General features: G+C 45.5%; 13 protein-coding genes and 1 riboswitch. Of the genes, 6 read left to right on the forward strand and 7 right to left on the reverse strand.

What is annotated here, in order from left to right:
• Positions 1-70: 70 nt before the first annotated feature.
• The 5 genes from AC1VYS_RS24825 (at position 71) to AC1VYS_RS24845 (ending at position 6,501) form a co-directional block, all read left to right on the forward strand.
• The gene (locus AC1VYS_RS24825; protein WP_482915117.1) at positions 71-892 is read left to right on the forward strand and encodes a helix-turn-helix domain-containing protein; all 822 of its coding nucleotides are present in this window, start codon (positions 71-73) and stop codon (positions 890-892) included.
• A gap of 104 nt (positions 893-996) precedes the next feature.
• The gene (locus AC1VYS_RS24830) at positions 997-1,695 is read left to right on the forward strand and encodes a response regulator transcription factor (protein WP_482911882.1); all 699 of its coding nucleotides are present in this window, start codon (positions 997-999) and stop codon (positions 1,693-1,695) included.
• A gap of 20 nt (positions 1,696-1,715) precedes the next feature.
• A complete protein-coding gene (locus AC1VYS_RS24835; protein WP_482911883.1) occupies positions 1,716-3,179 on the forward strand; it encodes a HAMP domain-containing sensor histidine kinase in 1,464 nt (487 codons plus the stop codon).
• Between the two features lie 154 nt (positions 3,180-3,333).
• A complete protein-coding gene (locus AC1VYS_RS24840; RefSeq protein ID WP_482911884.1) occupies positions 3,334-4,092 on the forward strand; it encodes an ABC transporter ATP-binding protein in 759 nt (252 codons plus the stop codon).
• A gap of 3 nt (positions 4,093-4,095) precedes the next feature.
• On the forward strand, positions 4,096-6,501 hold the full coding sequence (locus AC1VYS_RS24845; RefSeq protein WP_482911885.1) for an ABC transporter permease: 2,406 nt from the start codon (positions 4,096-4,098) through the stop codon (positions 6,499-6,501).
• A gap of 129 nt (positions 6,502-6,630) precedes the next feature.
• Here the strand turns inward: AC1VYS_RS24845 and mmuM are convergent, their stop codons facing one another.
• The 7 genes from mmuM to AC1VYS_RS24880 all read right to left on the reverse strand — a co-directional run bounded on the left by mmuM (position 6,631) and on the right by AC1VYS_RS24880 (position 15,425).
• A complete protein-coding gene (gene mmuM / locus AC1VYS_RS24850) occupies positions 6,631-7,632 on the reverse strand; it encodes a homocysteine S-methyltransferase (RefSeq protein WP_482911886.1) in 1,002 nt (333 codons plus the stop codon).
• A complete protein-coding gene (gene mmuP / locus AC1VYS_RS24855) occupies positions 7,629-9,023 on the reverse strand; it encodes an S-methylmethionine permease (protein ID WP_482915118.1) in 1,395 nt (464 codons plus the stop codon). Before mmuP ends, mmuM begins: the two co-directional genes overlap by 4 nt.
• Before the next feature lie 92 nt (positions 9,024-9,115).
• Positions 9,116-9,217, reverse strand: a riboswitch (SAM riboswitch).
• Between the two features lie 135 nt (positions 9,218-9,352).
• Positions 9,353-10,555 carry a Ger(x)C family spore germination protein gene (locus AC1VYS_RS24860; protein WP_482911887.1) on the reverse strand — a complete coding sequence of 401 codons (1,203 nt, stop codon included), beginning with the start codon at positions 10,553-10,555 and terminating at the stop codon, positions 9,353-9,355.
• The gene (locus tag AC1VYS_RS24865) at positions 10,552-11,652 is read right to left on the reverse strand and encodes a GerAB/ArcD/ProY family transporter (RefSeq protein WP_482915119.1); all 1,101 of its coding nucleotides are present in this window, start codon (positions 11,650-11,652) and stop codon (positions 10,552-10,554) included. Before AC1VYS_RS24865 ends, AC1VYS_RS24860 begins: the two co-directional genes overlap by 4 nt.
• A 90-nt stretch (positions 11,653-11,742) precedes the next feature.
• Positions 11,743-13,455 carry a spore germination protein gene (locus tag AC1VYS_RS24870; protein ID WP_482911888.1) on the reverse strand — a complete coding sequence of 571 codons (1,713 nt, stop codon included), beginning with the start codon at positions 13,453-13,455 and terminating at the stop codon, positions 11,743-11,745.
• A gap of 234 nt (positions 13,456-13,689) precedes the next feature.
• Positions 13,690-14,610, reverse strand: coding sequence for a methyl-accepting chemotaxis protein (locus tag AC1VYS_RS24875; protein ID WP_482911889.1), 921 nt, complete (start codon positions 14,608-14,610; stop codon positions 13,690-13,692).
• Between the two features lie 371 nt (positions 14,611-14,981).
• Positions 14,982-15,425 (reverse strand): VOC family protein, encoded by a 444-nt coding sequence (locus AC1VYS_RS24880; RefSeq protein WP_482911890.1) that lies wholly within the window; start codon positions 15,423-15,425, stop codon positions 14,982-14,984.
• 97 nt (positions 15,426-15,522) lie between these two features.
• On the opposite strand from AC1VYS_RS24880, the gene AC1VYS_RS24885 reads away from it, so the two are divergent.
• Positions 15,523-16,569, forward strand: a complete 1,047-nt coding sequence (locus AC1VYS_RS24885) for a helix-turn-helix transcriptional regulator (protein ID WP_482911891.1) — start codon at positions 15,523-15,525, stop codon at positions 16,567-16,569.
• Positions 16,570-16,623 lie beyond the last annotated feature (54 nt).

Below are 16,623 nucleotides of genomic sequence, written 5' to 3' on the forward strand. Positions count from 1 at the left end.
ACGCTGGCAGTCCTATAATTCCGTTGATTCAACAGGAGCGAACGTTTGGGGGCATACATCTTTGGACACATTGGACACATCCGTATTGATCTGTGACTACTCCTATCACTACAAGGCATTCACCCATAATATGAAAGGCGAGCTTGCCACCTATTTATTCCGCTTGCAGACGGAAGGCTCGTGCAAAGTATATGTACAAGAAGAGGAATTCCGCATGACCAGCGGTGATTTGCTTTTATTAAAACCAGGGGACGATTATCGCCTCGTCGTAGATGAACCACATAAGGAAGGGCGTTTGTCGAGTGGGGACTACTATCTCTTCTGTGAAGGCGGCTGGATTGAAAAGTGGTGGAAACGCCAGCAACGTCCGACGGTAAGTCGTATTGGCCTAGATGACAAGCTGATCAGCCTGTGGCGCAACATGCTGCTGGAGAAACGTCGCGGCCCACTGGAGGAAAATGCGGAGCTGAAGGACGCTCTGCTGCGGGGGCTATGCCTGTACATTGATCGGGCGATTACGGAAAATATTCAGACCGACCGGGCTGTCTCTTCGGCACTTAAGCTGAAGCGTTTTATCGAAGAACATGCCACGGTTACGTTCAAATTAGAGGAAGCTGCCCGTTATGCCGGACTTAGTCTCTCGCGGGCCGTGCGTTTGTTCAAGGAACACTATAATCAGACCATGATCCAATATGCCATCGAAATCCGACTGAACGCCGCACTGGAGCGTATGAAATACAGCGAGATGACACTGGAGCATATTGCCGAGTCCTGCGGTTTTGCGAGCTACTCCTATTTCCACCGGGTGTTTCGGGCGCATTTTAGCGTGTCTCCAGCAGAGTACCAAAAATCAAAACAGCATGAACCGATAGATGATCTGGAGCATGTGTAAGGTGAGATACTTTAATTTCAATTCATCTATTCGGCGATGTATCCTAAATCATTACTTATTTTTATAAACCTTCATTATAAAACTGGATGTACTGGAGTGATCCCATGAACTCGAAACGCAAAGTTCTCATTATCGAGGACGAACATGACATTTCCCGCATCTTGCGCGATTATCTGATGAGAAATGGATATGAGGCCGCCGTTGCAGCCACTGGAGAGGATGGCCTTCAGATTATGGAGTTAATCCAGCCGGACTATATTATTCTCGATATTATGTTGCCAGATCAGGACGGTATCGATGTATGCCGCGAAATTCGCAGGCGGAACAACATTCCCATTCTTATTCTGAGTGCCAGAGGAAGTGATACCGACAAGGTGCTGGGGCTTGGATTCGGTGCTGACGACTATATGAGCAAACCATTCTCCCTAAGCGAGCTGCTCGCCAGAATCAATGCTCACTTCAGAAGATATGACAGTCTGAACACGGTACAGGATCACTCCCATCTACTACGTCTTGCTAACCTGGAAATTGACAAGAAGGCTTATAAAGTTACCGTAAATGGTAATGAAGTTTCCCTATCGGCAAAAGAATTCCAACTGCTGTATTATCTTGCCAGCAACAAAAATCAGGTCTTCTCCAAATCTCAATTACTTGATGCGATCTGGGGCTTCGATGCTTACGGAGATGAAAATACAGTAACGGTGTACATACGCAGATTACGGGAAAAGATTGAGCACGATGCCTCTCATCCAACCCTTTTAAAAACCGTCTGGGGAGTCGGATACAAGTTTAATCATGACTAAGCACGAATGGAGAAGCGTTCATGTCACTATATAACTGGTCTACACGATGGCTGAAATTATCATTAGCAATCCTACTTCTAATCCTGCTCTGTAGCCTTGGATTATTCCTTCATCTGCTGGCATCACATTCTTCCAGTGAATCTGTACCGATGATTAATCAGGTACGCCTGAAGGTTAATCCGGTGCTGCTTGAACTGGAGCAAAATCATCATCGTCTTGCAGACCCTATTGTTCAAGAGCGAATCCGTGCAGCAGCAAGCAAAGAAAATATTCCTTTTTCCTATGTCGGACTGGATGGTCTAATCCAACTGTCCTCTTTACCGTCCTCCGAAGGATCATTGGTTAATCTGAGATCCGCATTGCATTATAATCTCGCAGATGTGTTACAGCTTGCGGATGGCAATGAATCATTGGACATTGCTTTTCCCGTTATGGGAAGCCCAAAGCCAAATGGTCCTCAGGTTGGAAATATCATTTTCACCGTCCCCCAATCTCTGGTGTTTGCTCAGAAGAAGTCTCCTGTTCCCATATTCCTAATGGTTACAGTAATCATACTTTCCCTAATGCTCATGTTTCTTCTATACACCATCGTTCGCCGGATCAAGAGACAGATGTTAACCCCGGTCAACCAGCTGAAACATCACGCTGAATCGATTCTTAAAGGCAAATACGACGAGAAAATTCAATACCAACACACAGACGAAATAGGTGACCTCTACGCTATGCTGGACTTGATGCGGATGGAACTTATGCATCTGAGCACACAGCGCATGAGGCAGGAAAAAGCTCAGAAAGAGCTCATCACTAATATCTCTCATGATCTCAAGACACCCATTACGACGATAAAAGCGTACATAGATGCGATCTCCCAAGGAGTATGCGAAGATGAAGACACTCTCAAAGAATATTTGGATATTATGCAAATCCATACAGACAAAACAGCCCGGCTAGTAGAGGATTTGCTTGTTCACGCATTACATGAGCTTGGGCAGATCTCGGTTGAGCCGCAAGAACGATACAGTCGCTCCGTCTTCGAAAATATGCTGAGACCCATTGCACATATCGTTCAATCCCACGGATTGACCTACGAACAGCCTAGCCCTATCCCTGACGTACTTATTCGGATTGATCCGGTACGCATAGAACAGGTCATCTCCAATCTGATATCTAACGCACTTAAACATACTGCTCCCGGTGATTTTATCCGCATTCATGCTGAGGTCCATTCGGGACAATTCAAACTGACCATCACTGATTCGGGGCGAGGTATCCAGACTCAGGACATGCCCTTTGTATTTGAACGATATTTTAGAGGTGGCTCTTCCTCTACTTCCTCTGCTTCCTACTCTCCCCTTATCCAGGAAGGAACAGGACTTGGCCTTTCTATCTGCAAAAGCATCATTGAAGCGCATGGAGGACAGATTCATTTTTCCAGCAAAAATGGTAAAGAAACTCTCTTTCAGTTCAGTCTGCCCTTATGTTGAGGTGACGAATTATAGAGTCTCAGTGTTCATAAATGCCTTGTTTACTCTGAGCTATCTGTCCTAGGTTTGTAATACTTTATTTATATTTGGATAAGGGTTTCTCAACATCTTCCCTTTATGATGAACGATATACTGCAACGGGGAGTGAATCTGCTTGAACAAAACATCCATCATTCGTGCCCAAAACCTGTGTAAAACCTACCAGACCGGGAGCGAACAGTACCATGCGATTCGTAATGTGAATCTCGATATCTATGAAGGGGATTTCACTGTGATCATGGGCAATTCCGGTTCAGGGAAATCTACACTGTTATATTTACTGAGCGGACTGGACCAGGTCACTGCTGGCGAGGTTTATTTTCAGAATCAACGTATTGATACCTATAACGAACGAGAATTGTCTGCATTCCGCACACGTCGAATCGGGTACATCTATCAAAGCATCAACCTTGTTCCCGACCTTTCTATTCACGAAAACATCGCTCTTCCCGGGTACATCGCCAGAAATAAAAAAAGTGAGGTTCAAGCGCGGGCGAATCAACTTATGCGCGACATGGATATTCATGAACAACACAACCGCCTGCCCTCCCAGACCTCTGGGGGTCAGCAACAACGGGCTGCGATTGCCCGTGCACTAATCAACTCACCGGATATCCTGTTCGCTGACGAGCCTACCGGAAGTTTAAACTTCGAACATGGAAAAGCGGTGCTCGACATCCTGACAGATATGAACCGGGAAGGACAGTCCGTCGTGATGGTAACCCATGACATCCAAGCCGCATGCCGGGCTGATCGTCTGATCTTGATCCAGGATGGTAAAATCGGCGGTATTCTGGAATTCGACAAATATCACGAGCATCAAATTCCGGAGCGGGAGTCCATTGTCTTCGCTTTTGTATCGGGGAAGGAGTAATTTATGGCTGCCATCCTGAAGCTGAGCTTTTCTTATCTCACTCAAAATAAAATCCAAAACCTGTTTAATACCCTGCTTATTTTACTTTCCACCCTTCTGGTGTGCACTTCCGTCATCATTTTGGCGAACACAGGTTATCAGTTCAAGGAAATGCATAGCCAAACGAACGGATCGCATCAGATGTTGACATTGGAAAAAAATCTAAATGATCCCCTAACGGTGTATGACTGGTGGGCCGCTCAGAAAGGTGTTCAGGTCTCGCCTTTGCTTACTTACCGTACTTTGTCAGGCATAACCTTAGATAATGTGGATATCTCTAACATTTACTTGTACATGATGAACACCCCTCCACCTCCATGGAATGTAGATCAACTCGTATTTGCAGCCGGTAAAGAAAGCCCGTCTCCCGCACAAGGAAATGTGTGGATTCCTACTTCGATGGCCTACAGTTATAACATTACTGTCGGTGATGTCGTTCAATTCAGAACGGGACCTTCTAGGCTAAGTCTCACCGTATCAGCGATTGTTGTGGATGTTCCTTACGGAGCACCGTTCAGCAATACGGCAAGAATCTGGATGAACCCTGGCGATTATCAACATGATTTCACCACGCTTGCAGGTAAAGAACATCACATGATAGGCATACATTTTGATGACTACAGTACGAGCTCCAGCTACTGGGACCGTTATACAAGCGAGACAGGTTCTCCTTTTCTGGAAACCAAAATGGAATTCGAAAGTATCTCATCCTTCTATCTAATCATCAACCAGATCATCGGTTTCATTATGATATTCTTAGGGGCCGTCATGATGATGATTGCACTCATTACGATTGGCTTCACCATATCCGATGCCATTCTGGCCAACTACAAAACGATAGGTATCCTCAAGTCGCTTGGGCTGACCTCCCGAGCAACCATTGCTACCTACGTTATTCAATATGCTCTGTTGTCCATCATCGCCGTTCTTCCCGGAGTGGTACTTAGCGTATTCGTCTCCAAATTCATCATCAACATCTCCGTATCGTCCCTGCGGACTGACCAGGGGGATCTTGCCATTGAGGGCATTGGAGCTGCTATTGTTGTAGGGCTGCTGTTACTCGTCTTGGTTATTGCATTTGTCGTGTTATACGCCAGAAAAGCTCGCATGATCCAGCCTGTTCAGGCCATTCGTTACGGTATGTCGGAGAACGACAATGTACGCATGGTGCGACGAATGGATTCACCGCTAGCACATATGGCTTCATTTGGAAAGCTGCCTGTTTCTTGGGTCATCGGCATACGCAGTTTGATCAAAAATGGCAAAAGCTCTGTCTTAATGATACTGCTGACGTCGGTGGCCGCTTCCGTGCTCGTCTTCGGATATACTGTTCTAACCAGTATTATCGGCATCCATCAGACAGCAGCCCAATGGGGGTATGACAATGCCAACATTGCCGCTGTGGTCGTAGACAAAACGACATTTCCAAAAGCAGCACTTCAACGTGTACTGGAAGAAGATCACCGCATCAAAAATGTGGGCTGGCAGGGAAACCTTACCGGCGTGATTCCCTCCGAAGTTTTGGAAAACCATACAACCCGTCCGTCGATCAGTCTTTATTTAGGTGTATTGGATGGGAGCTATAAGGACTCCGGGTTCGAGACGTTAAAAGGAAATAACCCTGAACGCGAGAATGAAATTTCAATCGGGGTCAGTGTTGCCAAAATGTTAAACAAGGATTTGGGAGACCTTATCGATCTTTACGTTGAAGGAGAGAAGCGCACATTCATCATTTCGGGTATCTATCAAGCGATTGCAAACATGTCAGTATCCGGGAGAATCACCGTTCAAGCGGTTAAAAGCGTAAATCCAAGTTACAGTGACGTAGATGCTGCCTTTATTAATATCAACGACCCATCACAGGCAGGGATAATTGCAGCCCAACTGAATGAGCGGTTCAGAGACTCTGCTTCCATCGTCACGCAAAAAACATTGCTGGATTCCGTTTTCGAAGAAGCATTAAACATTCTTATATATCCCATGGCTCTGATTGGTCTACTGTTCATCATGGTTACCTTTATGATCATCTTCAGTACCTGCCGGATCAGCATTCGCAAAGAGAACAAGACGTATGGCATCTACAAATCAATAGGTATGACATCCGGCAGTATTCGTTCCTCGCTTACACTTGGAGTCGCATCGCTATCCCTGATAGGTTCAATGTTTGGCATTATTGCGGGCGTCTATCTTCTTCCCCGGTTACTTGAACAAGTTCTCTCGGGATATGGGATCGTACACCTTCCCTTGGTTCTGAATGGATGGGGCATCCTGTTATTCGTCTGTTTGAGTATATTGGCAGCAGCAATTGGATGCTGGCTGGCATCTCAGGAAATTCGCAAGGCATCACCACGTATGTTAGTTATTGAATAACCTAAAAGGAATCTAAAAGAGCCCTTACCTATATATAAAAAGGTAAGGGCTCTTGGAGATTATCTAAGTTTTTTATGTTTAGATACATTTTTATGTTCTTATTCAATTTTTTCTATAAAATTTGGGCTACTAACCACGCCACTTCTTCGCCAGCTCGCTAATTTGATACGGTGTTGTCCGGCAGCATCCGCCAATAATCTGCGCACCAGCAGCAACCCATTGTTCCGATGCATCCTTCATGCTGCCACAAGAGCCTTGCCCGCTCCATGTTTTGGTCTCGGCATCGTAAATCTCGCCTGAATTCGGGTAGACGATAACTGGTTTATCGCTACCTTGGCGAAGAATACCGATGGCTTCCGTGACCACTTCCATTGGAGCGCAGTTCAGGCCGATTGCCGCAATCTGCGATTCAGAGCCAAAGGTCTGTGCGCATACCTGAAGCGACGTTCCCTCGCTGATGCTTGTCCCATCTTTTAATGAAAAAGAAAGCCACGCATGAGTATTCGGAAACTCCTTAAGCAATTCCACAAGAACACGAGCCTCTTGCAACGAAGGAATCGTCTCGAATGCGAGTATGTCAGCTCCTGCTTCAATCAACGCAGCCATGCGAGGTCGGTGAAATGCAGCAAGTGTCTCATCGGACACGCCGTAATGTCCCACATATTCCGAACCATCTGCCAGATAGGCACCGTATGGGCCGACAGAGCCAGCAACGACAGGTCGCGGACGACGCAACTTCTCGCCAAGCTGTCCTGTTGAACCTTCAGCTACTGTGGCTCCCTGCACTTCTGCCCACACGTCATCTCTGGCCTTTGCAGCCAGCTCTACCGTTTTGCGAATCAGATCCAGTGCAGCCTCTTCTCCAATGCCACGCTTGCGGAAGCCCTCCACCGTTGCCTGATAACTGGAGGTGATTGCGCAATCTGCCCCTGCACGAAAATAATCAGCATGCACGTTCACGATAACATCCGGGTTCTCCAGCAACACTCGTGCAGACCAGAGCGGATCATCCAGATCACAGCCATGCTGCTCAAGCTCCGTCGCCAGTGCACCGTCCAGAATCATGACCGGATACTCCTCCAAAATATGTTGAATCACATGGATATTATTTGTTTCCTCACGTTTAGTCATGAAGTCATCCCTCTTTTCTTCTTCGTCCGATCTGTCCAATAATACGCGATATAACATAAGATAATAAATGGAATACCACAGTATAGTGCAATCCGCTGCGTTGGGTCAAAAGCGATACCGATGCAGGATGCCAGGCACAATACAAATGAAACGATAGGTACGATTGGATATAATGGCGTTCGGTAAACCAGATCTTTCACGTCATGTCCTTCCCGCAGATACTGCCTACGGAACATGTATTGAGACACGCTGATGCTCATCCATACCGCTACCACAGCAAGACCTGAGATCGAAACGAGCGTGATATAGACAGTTCCCGGTGCAATGATGCTGGACAATAAAGCCAGTGCACCACCAGCCATGCTGAGCACAAGCGCATTGAATGGTACTCCGCGTTTCGTCAGGCGGGCAAACCATGGAGAGATCGTCTTTTTATCCGCCAGTGACCAGAGCATCCGTGATGAAGCATATAGCCCCGAATTCGCAGCAGACAGAATTGCCGTTAAAATAACAAAGTTCATGATGTCGGCTGCATACGGAACACCGACCCGCTCCATGACAGCAACGAACGGACTCTCCAGCACACTTGCATCTGACATTGGCAGCAAAGCGGACAGAATAACGATCGTGCCAATAAAGAAAATAATTAAACGCCACAGCGTGGTGTGAATGGCCTTCGGAATCGTTTTTTCCGGATTTTCCGTTTCCCCTGCGGCAATACCAATCAGCTCCGTGCCTGAAAAGGCAAAATTGACTGCCAGCATCGTCATGAGGATCGCAGTCGCTCCGTAAGGAAACCACCCGGACGCAGTAATGTTGGAAAAGAACGGAGCCGGTTCAGCATTTGCCATCGGAATAATACCAAACATGGCGGCGCCGCCAAGAATGATAAAGATGACGATCGTCATCACCTTCACCAAAGAGAACCAGAACTCCGATTCTGCAAACAGTTTTACCGTGAACGCATTAAACAGGAAAATCATCAGCGCAAACAGCGCACTCCAGATCCAGACGTTCACAGACGGAAACCAGCGCTGCATAAGCAGTCCCGCTGCTGTAAATTCCGATCCAAGTGCTACAGTCCAAGTAAGCCAGTACAGCCAGGCCACTGTGTATCCTGTAGCGGGTCCAATGTATTTAGCCGCATAACTATGAAATGCACCTGTCTCCGGCATATGCACAGACAGCTCACCAAGACAGAGCATCACCAGGTACACCACCAAAGCGCCAATCAGATAGGATAGAATCGTACCTAGTGGTCCGGCTTGTTGAATGGTATACCCTGAGCTAAGGAACAGTCCAGTTCCAATGACGCCGCCAAGAGAGAGCATAACGACATGCCTCGTTTGCATTTTTCGCTGAAATTGACCCTTTTCGTTGCTGTTCTCCATATAACCTGCTCCTTGCTTCTTCATCCAGAACAAACAAAAAAGACCCACTCTTTCCTGAAGAGTGCGCCGTAACTGACAAATAAAAACAAACGCTCCTATCTATCAGGCTTTCACCCGCTGGAATTAGCACAGTATCCTTCAGATCTGTTGCTGAGGTTTCTAAGGGCCAGTCCCTCCACCTCTCTGGATAAGAAAATGATTTTGTATAACTATATCGACTGCTGCCTAATGTGTCAACATTTAAATAAACAATATGTCTGCTCCAAGCAGAGCCATCGACCCTTGGTGTCGGGGTTAACACATTAAGCATTCCCGTGGAGAGTATTAGGCTACTCTGTGGAAGATCCCGGATTTACAACACTTGTTTTAATCTCATACGTAATAGGTACTGTTGCAAACACTTCATCCCAGTTATCTTTTACCTTTTTCCACGTTTTAGGATAATGGATTCGGAGGCTATCCCGAAAACCGGCAACGTCAGCTTTATACGTATGCTGGATTTTATAGAGCATTTGATCAATCTGTTGATCTACGATTTTAGCAAAATCCTTCTCCAGTTCCTTCAGATAGGCTCCCTTCTCTTCTTTTTCGGGGGCTCGCCAATCCTCCATTAGCCAACCTTCTGACTCTGCCTTGACGTGAAATGAGATGTCCCCTCGAACTACCTTCGGAATGATTTTTGTGGTCTTTTTCTTAATCTCATAGAGAACCGTGAAGCCTTCCTTGCTGTATGTTTTGATGACACCGCCATGTTCCTTAGGCTTAATCCAAGATAATGCTTCCAGGTCGGTTTGGCTAAGCTCCCCGATAAATTTCGTTGTTTTGGCTTTAAAGATGCTGCCCCCTGAAAATTTATCCTCGCCATCTGCATTCAACACATTTTGAAGCAAAAAGCTGGAGCCAGACTGCATCTCTGCATCCAGTTTGGCAAGCGAAACCGGCTCCATTATCTTATTGGATATATACGAGTTATTTGTGATTCCCGTAAGATAAAAGGCCGGAATCCGGGAAGGATCTCTAGAAGTGAGTACATCCAGCGCACGGTGATGGCTGATTAACACAAGGCAATTGGGGCGAATATCATTATCCCGCAACACAAAATCAAGCAGCTGTTTCAATCCATACTTTTTAGCAATATCTTTGGAAATGACGATCACTTTGAGATGATGTCCAATGAGCGGACGATCTCGGCGCAAGGCAAACTGACGAAATATTTGAAGCAACGAATCCCCGGTAAGTTGTTCATTGGAGTATGATGATTTTCCGGAAGAAGGTGAACCTCCTTCATCGCTCTGCTGACCACTCGATTTCCCTGGGGCAATCTGAACAGTTGCTGTCACAATTTCTTCTTTGGGATAATGCCCTCCTTGGGCTGATATTTTTTTCTCGAAATTTGTTTCCTGACCAACATCGATGCCGAGACCCACATACAGACTCAAATCTTCTATTTCCCGGCTGCTCCAGCATCCCGAGATAAGACTAAAAATCAGTAATACACAGATCATACGTAGCCACAACCGGAGTGAAATCATGCGTGTTTACCTCCTTTTTTACGAATAATGCTCAGCAGCAGCAGTATCAGAGGCATAATGGCAAACAACACGACAGATACATTACCCAGCATGTCACCTAATGCGAATGTTTCATATACATTTTTGGGAATCATGGCTGCCAAATAGATAAAAGGTAGAAGAGAGTACATAATCATCCGCATCTTTTTAGCCTTAAACAGATCACGAATCCCCACAGAAGCGCAGTAATGGGTGATCGCAAACGTAGAGAAAATCTGCAAAATCCAGATGACGAGCAATAACGATTCGAAGCGTTCAAAGATCAAACCCTGAATCTCAAAACTTCGAACCAGATCGAGCGTTGGCCAGGTTCTCGTTTTAATTCCATCGAGCGATAAACTGCCAACGACCATAACGACCGTGATCAAATAAATCGATGTAGATATGCCAAGACCCCAAGTCATGGCCTTATTGCTTTTTTTTGGATTTTGCATATAGGCTGTAATGACCAGCATCACTTCATAACCTGTGTATGATAGCAAGGAAGGCTTCAACCCTTTGATCACAGGTAAAATCCCTTCTCCAAGTACAGGTCTGAGATTACCGATCTCGAACAACTGATTACTAAGCAAAATTTCCATCACAAATATGACCAAGGTAATCGGCAAAATGATCTCAAACACACGCACGATGACTGGAAGTCCGCCAGAGATCAGATAGATTCCAATCCACATAAATACCATCACAATGGCCCAAGTAGGGGTACGTTCGAGCAGATACATTCCGGTAACGTCAGCCATCACCCGGATTTCGAAGGCAGCAATCACCATAAAATAAAGAATGTTGGCAAAGCCCAGTATGTAAGCAATCCACCGTCCCGTAATCTCCCTGGTGAATTGAAAAACCGTTTTTTCCGGGAATCGACGGCACAAGGTCACCAGTATAATTCCCACACCCGTGATAATCAACCCGGAGAGAAGGATAGAAATCCATACGTCAGGTGTTCCGACAGCTTTACTGGTTGTCCGAGGCAGAGTCAATATGCCTGCACCAAGCATGTAATTGACAATGATGACCACGGCTTGCGTGGTAGTAATTTTGAATTGGGAGTCATTCATTACATAACACCTCCAGACCATCTGTGGATTGTACGAGGCTAAACTGGACTGCACAAAACTGCTTTGCACGAAAATCCACCTCGAACTTCATTATTTCTTCCGATCTTCATCGGTCGGATTCATCATGGAAGGACGTTTTCTCATCATATTAAGCGGAGCACGGATGACAAAATCCTTCCAATCGCTCAAATGATATGGAACAGCTGGCGCAATATAAGGCACTCCGAAACTCGATAATCGAGCCAGATGTGTACACATCAGCAAGAAGAACATAACCACGCCATATAATCCCATTACAGCAGCACTAAACATGGCAGCAAAACGGAGCAAACGGAGCGTCAATCCCGCACTATACACGGGAATAGTGAAGGACGAAATCGCTGTGACCGCTACAACAATAACTAGAAATTGGCTTATAATACCTGCCTGTACTGCTGCCTGCCCGATGATCAGACCCCCAACGATTCCCATCGCAGGTCCGATGGGTTTGGGCAGACGAATCCCTGCTTCCCTTAGAATCTCGATGGACAGCTCCATAATTAAAGCTTCAATAATGGAAGGAAAGGGTACACCCGAACGGGTTTCAATAATCGTCAGCACCAGTTTCGTTGGAATCAGACCTGGATGGAACGATATGAATGAGATATAAAGCGCTGGGGCTAGCAAGGCTAGCATAGCCGCCATAAAACGTAGAATTCGAAGGAAGGTACTTGGAATCCAGCGTTCATAGTAGTCTTCTGGAGATTGGAGCAGCATGCTGAACGTAACCGGCACAACCAGTACAAACGGAGTTCCGTCCAGCAAAATAGCGACTCGACCTTCCAATAAAGCACCGATCACGCGGTCGGGCCTTTCTGTATTCAGTATCTGCTGAAAAGGACTCAGGGCATCGTCTTCAATCAGTTGTTCTACATAACCGGATTCCAGCATCGTGTCCATATCGATACTTTTGACACGTTTAATAACCTCGGTCACGAGTTTAGGGTCGGCAATATCCTGAATATAAGCAATAGCGAGGTCCTTTTTGATCCGGCTGCCCACTTCAAACTTTTCTATAAATAAACTCTGGTCGCTTCCATAACGTCGTAAAATTCCCGTGTTATCACTAAGCTCCTCTGTAAAACCGATACGCGGTCCGCGTAGCAGACCTTCAGATAAGGGTTCATCCACCCCGCGTGTCTTTAATCTGGACGTCCCGATCAGCATAGCCCCCGGTATACCATCCACCAACAAACCGTTTTTCCCTACTAACACACTTGATGCAAGCTCCTGAAGAGATTGTGTCTCTTGAATCTCGCTGACGGGAAGGATTTGAGTTTTCAGATATGTGGACAGGAAGTCTGCCTGCTCAGGATGAAGAAAACTTTCCTGTTTAAGTTCAGGTATGCCCTTAATCATCAAAGGTTCAATTAAATATTTGTCGATCAGATCTGTATCCGTCAGCCCTTCGGTATACAGGATTGCTGCTCTCGTATTCGTTCCTCGAATGGCGAACTCTCGAATATGTACATCTGCATTTTTGCCAAAGGTCTCTCGAACCGTAATCAAATCTGTCGTGTATATTCCGGTTAACTTAATGTTGGCATAGTGCCCGGTTTCCGTGCCTGGTCCGATGCCAGCTTCAGCTGGTGAAATGTCCTTCGGTGAAGGAATCATTTTATTTTCGCGGGAGAAGCTTCCACGCTTAATTGCCGTATGGAACCAATTCGTCGTGAAATATATAATAATCGGTACGATGAAAACCATGAGTGCCTGTGCCCAAATGGTCCATTTCGGTACATAAGATAAGATCGTTGACCACATTCTCCCATCCTCCTCCCTTCTCCGTAAAATCAAAGCGCAGGTATTTCTGGCTTATTGTGTCCTGTTCGTCCATAAAAATTCCGTGATTTTGGCAAGATATGCAATGGAACACATTCTTGCTTGATCAATCCCTATCACTTGTGATTTGTGAAAAATTGTATCTGAACACAAAAAAACGATCCTGTAATGAGCACAGAATCGTTCTTATCATTCCTATCATACATTTATTTTCGCTTACACAATTCGAGTCACATGCTGTGCCTTATCATCAAGTAAATGAGCCGCAGCCGCGATCGTTTTGAAATCATTTAACGCAATCTCAATTCTCTCGTGACTTTGTTGCACGTAATCCTCTACCTTTTTTGTACCATCTGTAATGTTGGTAATCTCTTTGGTAATTCCTGTTACACTATCTCGAATCTCATTAATTGAATTCTCCACCATGGCAGATAGCTTGCGCACTTCCTTCGCCACGATATCGAACCCGCGTCCGAATTCTCCTGCATGTGCAGCCTCAATTGCTGCATTCAGTGCAAGTAGCTGTGTCTGAGAAGAAATTTCCCGAATCGTCCGCACCACGCCTTGAATGGAGCCAGCCTGCTCTTGCAGATGTATTAGTGTAGATTGGTTAGCTGCAGATACTTCCGAGATGTAAGAAACGCTGGACATTAGTTCATGGCTCCGCCCAATCCCTGCCTCTGCCTGCTCATTCAGCTCTTGAGATAGCGCCTTCAATTCTTGAACAACGGCTGTAATGTTGTTCTGGCGATTCGTAATATCAGTAGCCATCTTACAGACACCAAGCACCTTTTGATTCGATGCATCAAACACGGGCATATATGTAGCTTCTAGCCACACCGATTGACCATTTGCATCCATGCGTTCGATCTTGTCCTGGAAGCTTTTCCCGCCCAAAATACTTCTCCAGAACTCCTCATACGATGGGCTGTCTGCAAATCTCCCAAAACATAATTGACGATGCTGCATACCGTACATCTCTTTCTTGGTGTATCCCATCCTTGAAGCAAATACATCGTTCACGTATGTAACCCTGCGGTTTAAGTCGAATCGAATAATCGCCAAACTTTTCTCCATCGCTTTGACCACCAACTCGTCCGTTACCTGATCTTGCCGCCCAGTCTCCAATAAAGACATCCTCATCCCCCACAATCCGTCCCATAGTCAATAAAATTGTTGCAAATTAATTACTTAATGCCGTTCATTAATAGATGCATTCATGCGATGTGTTGACTCCTAGTAATGATACCCGAATTCGGGACTTTTGGATCACTGATTTGCATAAATCCTAAAATATAATTTTTTGTTGTACATACAACCTCCATACTTTGGACTATGCAGGCTTGATCTTACACTATTGCAGTCTTTTCTCCAATCATAATTAACGATCTGTGGGAGAACAGAAAAATAAAGAGCAAGTTATGGATAACCATAATTTGCTCTTCTTTAGAAACTTCAAGCCTGACTTCAAGTTTTGAGATTGACGCCAAATGTAATAATTTTAAACCTTAGAAATCATGCACCGTTACACAAAGCTGAATCACAACGCCAAACGGATCACGGACGATCCCATATCCGGGGCTGAATTCATTCCGTTCGTAGGGCACAAGTACCTTCACCCCCTCATGTTGTGCCAACACCTCGTACAGTCGATCCATTTGGCCTTGATCCTGGGATTGAATGCACAGCGATGTACTGTTCCCCAGTTCCCAGGGTCTCTCCGCATCCATTGCATCCTCTGCGATCATGATTTTGTTTGCTCCGATTTCCAGCACCGAATGTGTAATGTACTCATCCTGACCGGCAGGATATGTGAAACCGGGACTCATTTGCTTCATTTCTTTGTAGCTTTTTCGGAACAACACCTTTGCACCCAACGTTTTTTCGTAAAATGTAATGGCTTTAGCCGCTTCTCCGTTCATCGAGAGAAAAGGAATCACTTCCATATTCATTCTGTTTGCCTCCTCTAATCGTTTGCCTTACACTTGTCACTATAACAAGTAAAGGTGCCAATAAACGGCACCATTGAGAGGAGGGAGAGGTGAACAGATGAAAAAGACTGAACGTTTACACCATATGCTTCGCTTCATTAATCAAAAACAATATTTCACCCTGACTGAATTGATGCAAGAGTTTCATATATCCAAACGCACCGCATTGCGAGACATCGCGTCCTTGGAAGAGATGGGCGCGCCCATCTATGTCGAATATGGACGTTATGGCGGCTACCGGTTGCTTCAACAGATGCAGCTGCCTCCGATCTCTTTTAATACCGATGAGCTCCATGCCCTGTACTTCGCCATGCAGGCCCTTCGCAGCTTCACCAGCCTGCCTTTTCAGACGACATTTGACTCTGTGCATGAGAAATTCATGGCCGCATTATCCGATCGACAACGAGAGAATATTCATCACATGCAACAACGTGTCACCTTTAAACATACCGAACAGATCAAAGACAGTATTCATCTGGAGCTTCTATTGAAGGCCGCGGTACAGCAAATGGTTATTCAGATTACGTATCCTGACATAAACAAGAGTGCGGCGGAGCGGAGTAAAGTCACCGTTTCGTTTGAGAACAATGAGTCTGCCAAAGAGAATCTGGAAGCTACTCATGATCAGTCAAAAGCAATTTCCAAAACAAAAAGCAGCACCCGTGTTATACAGCCCATTGCGCTATATTCCAGTAAAGGGTACTGGTATTGCCAGGCGTACGATCTGGAGAAACAAGCTTATCGTGTATTCCGCTGTGATCGAATCATTTCGGCTGTCTTGACGGATATTGAGCCTATTATTGAGCTGGCTGATCTGAGAGCAGAGCAATATCATTTCTTATGGAAACCTTCCGAACAAGCAATTCCTTTTCAATGTGAAATTAACGAGGCCGGGATAGAACAGTTTCAGCAAAATCACTATCCGTCTATGCGTCTTGAAAATAAGGAAGGAGTCTGGCTACTCGTCGGAACCTATGAATCTCATGAATTAGATTTCATCGTGAGTTACCTTGCAGGCTACGGCACTTCCTTTAAGATTGTTGAGCCTGAGATGTTGAAGGAATCGTTGAGACAATATTATTTAAGATTGCTGGAGTCTATTTAATGTGGTAGCAAAAAAACACCCGGCCCAGGATGCGCGCCGAACGAACAACGGCAT

This window comes from Paenibacillus sp. G34 (assembly GCF_056856875.1).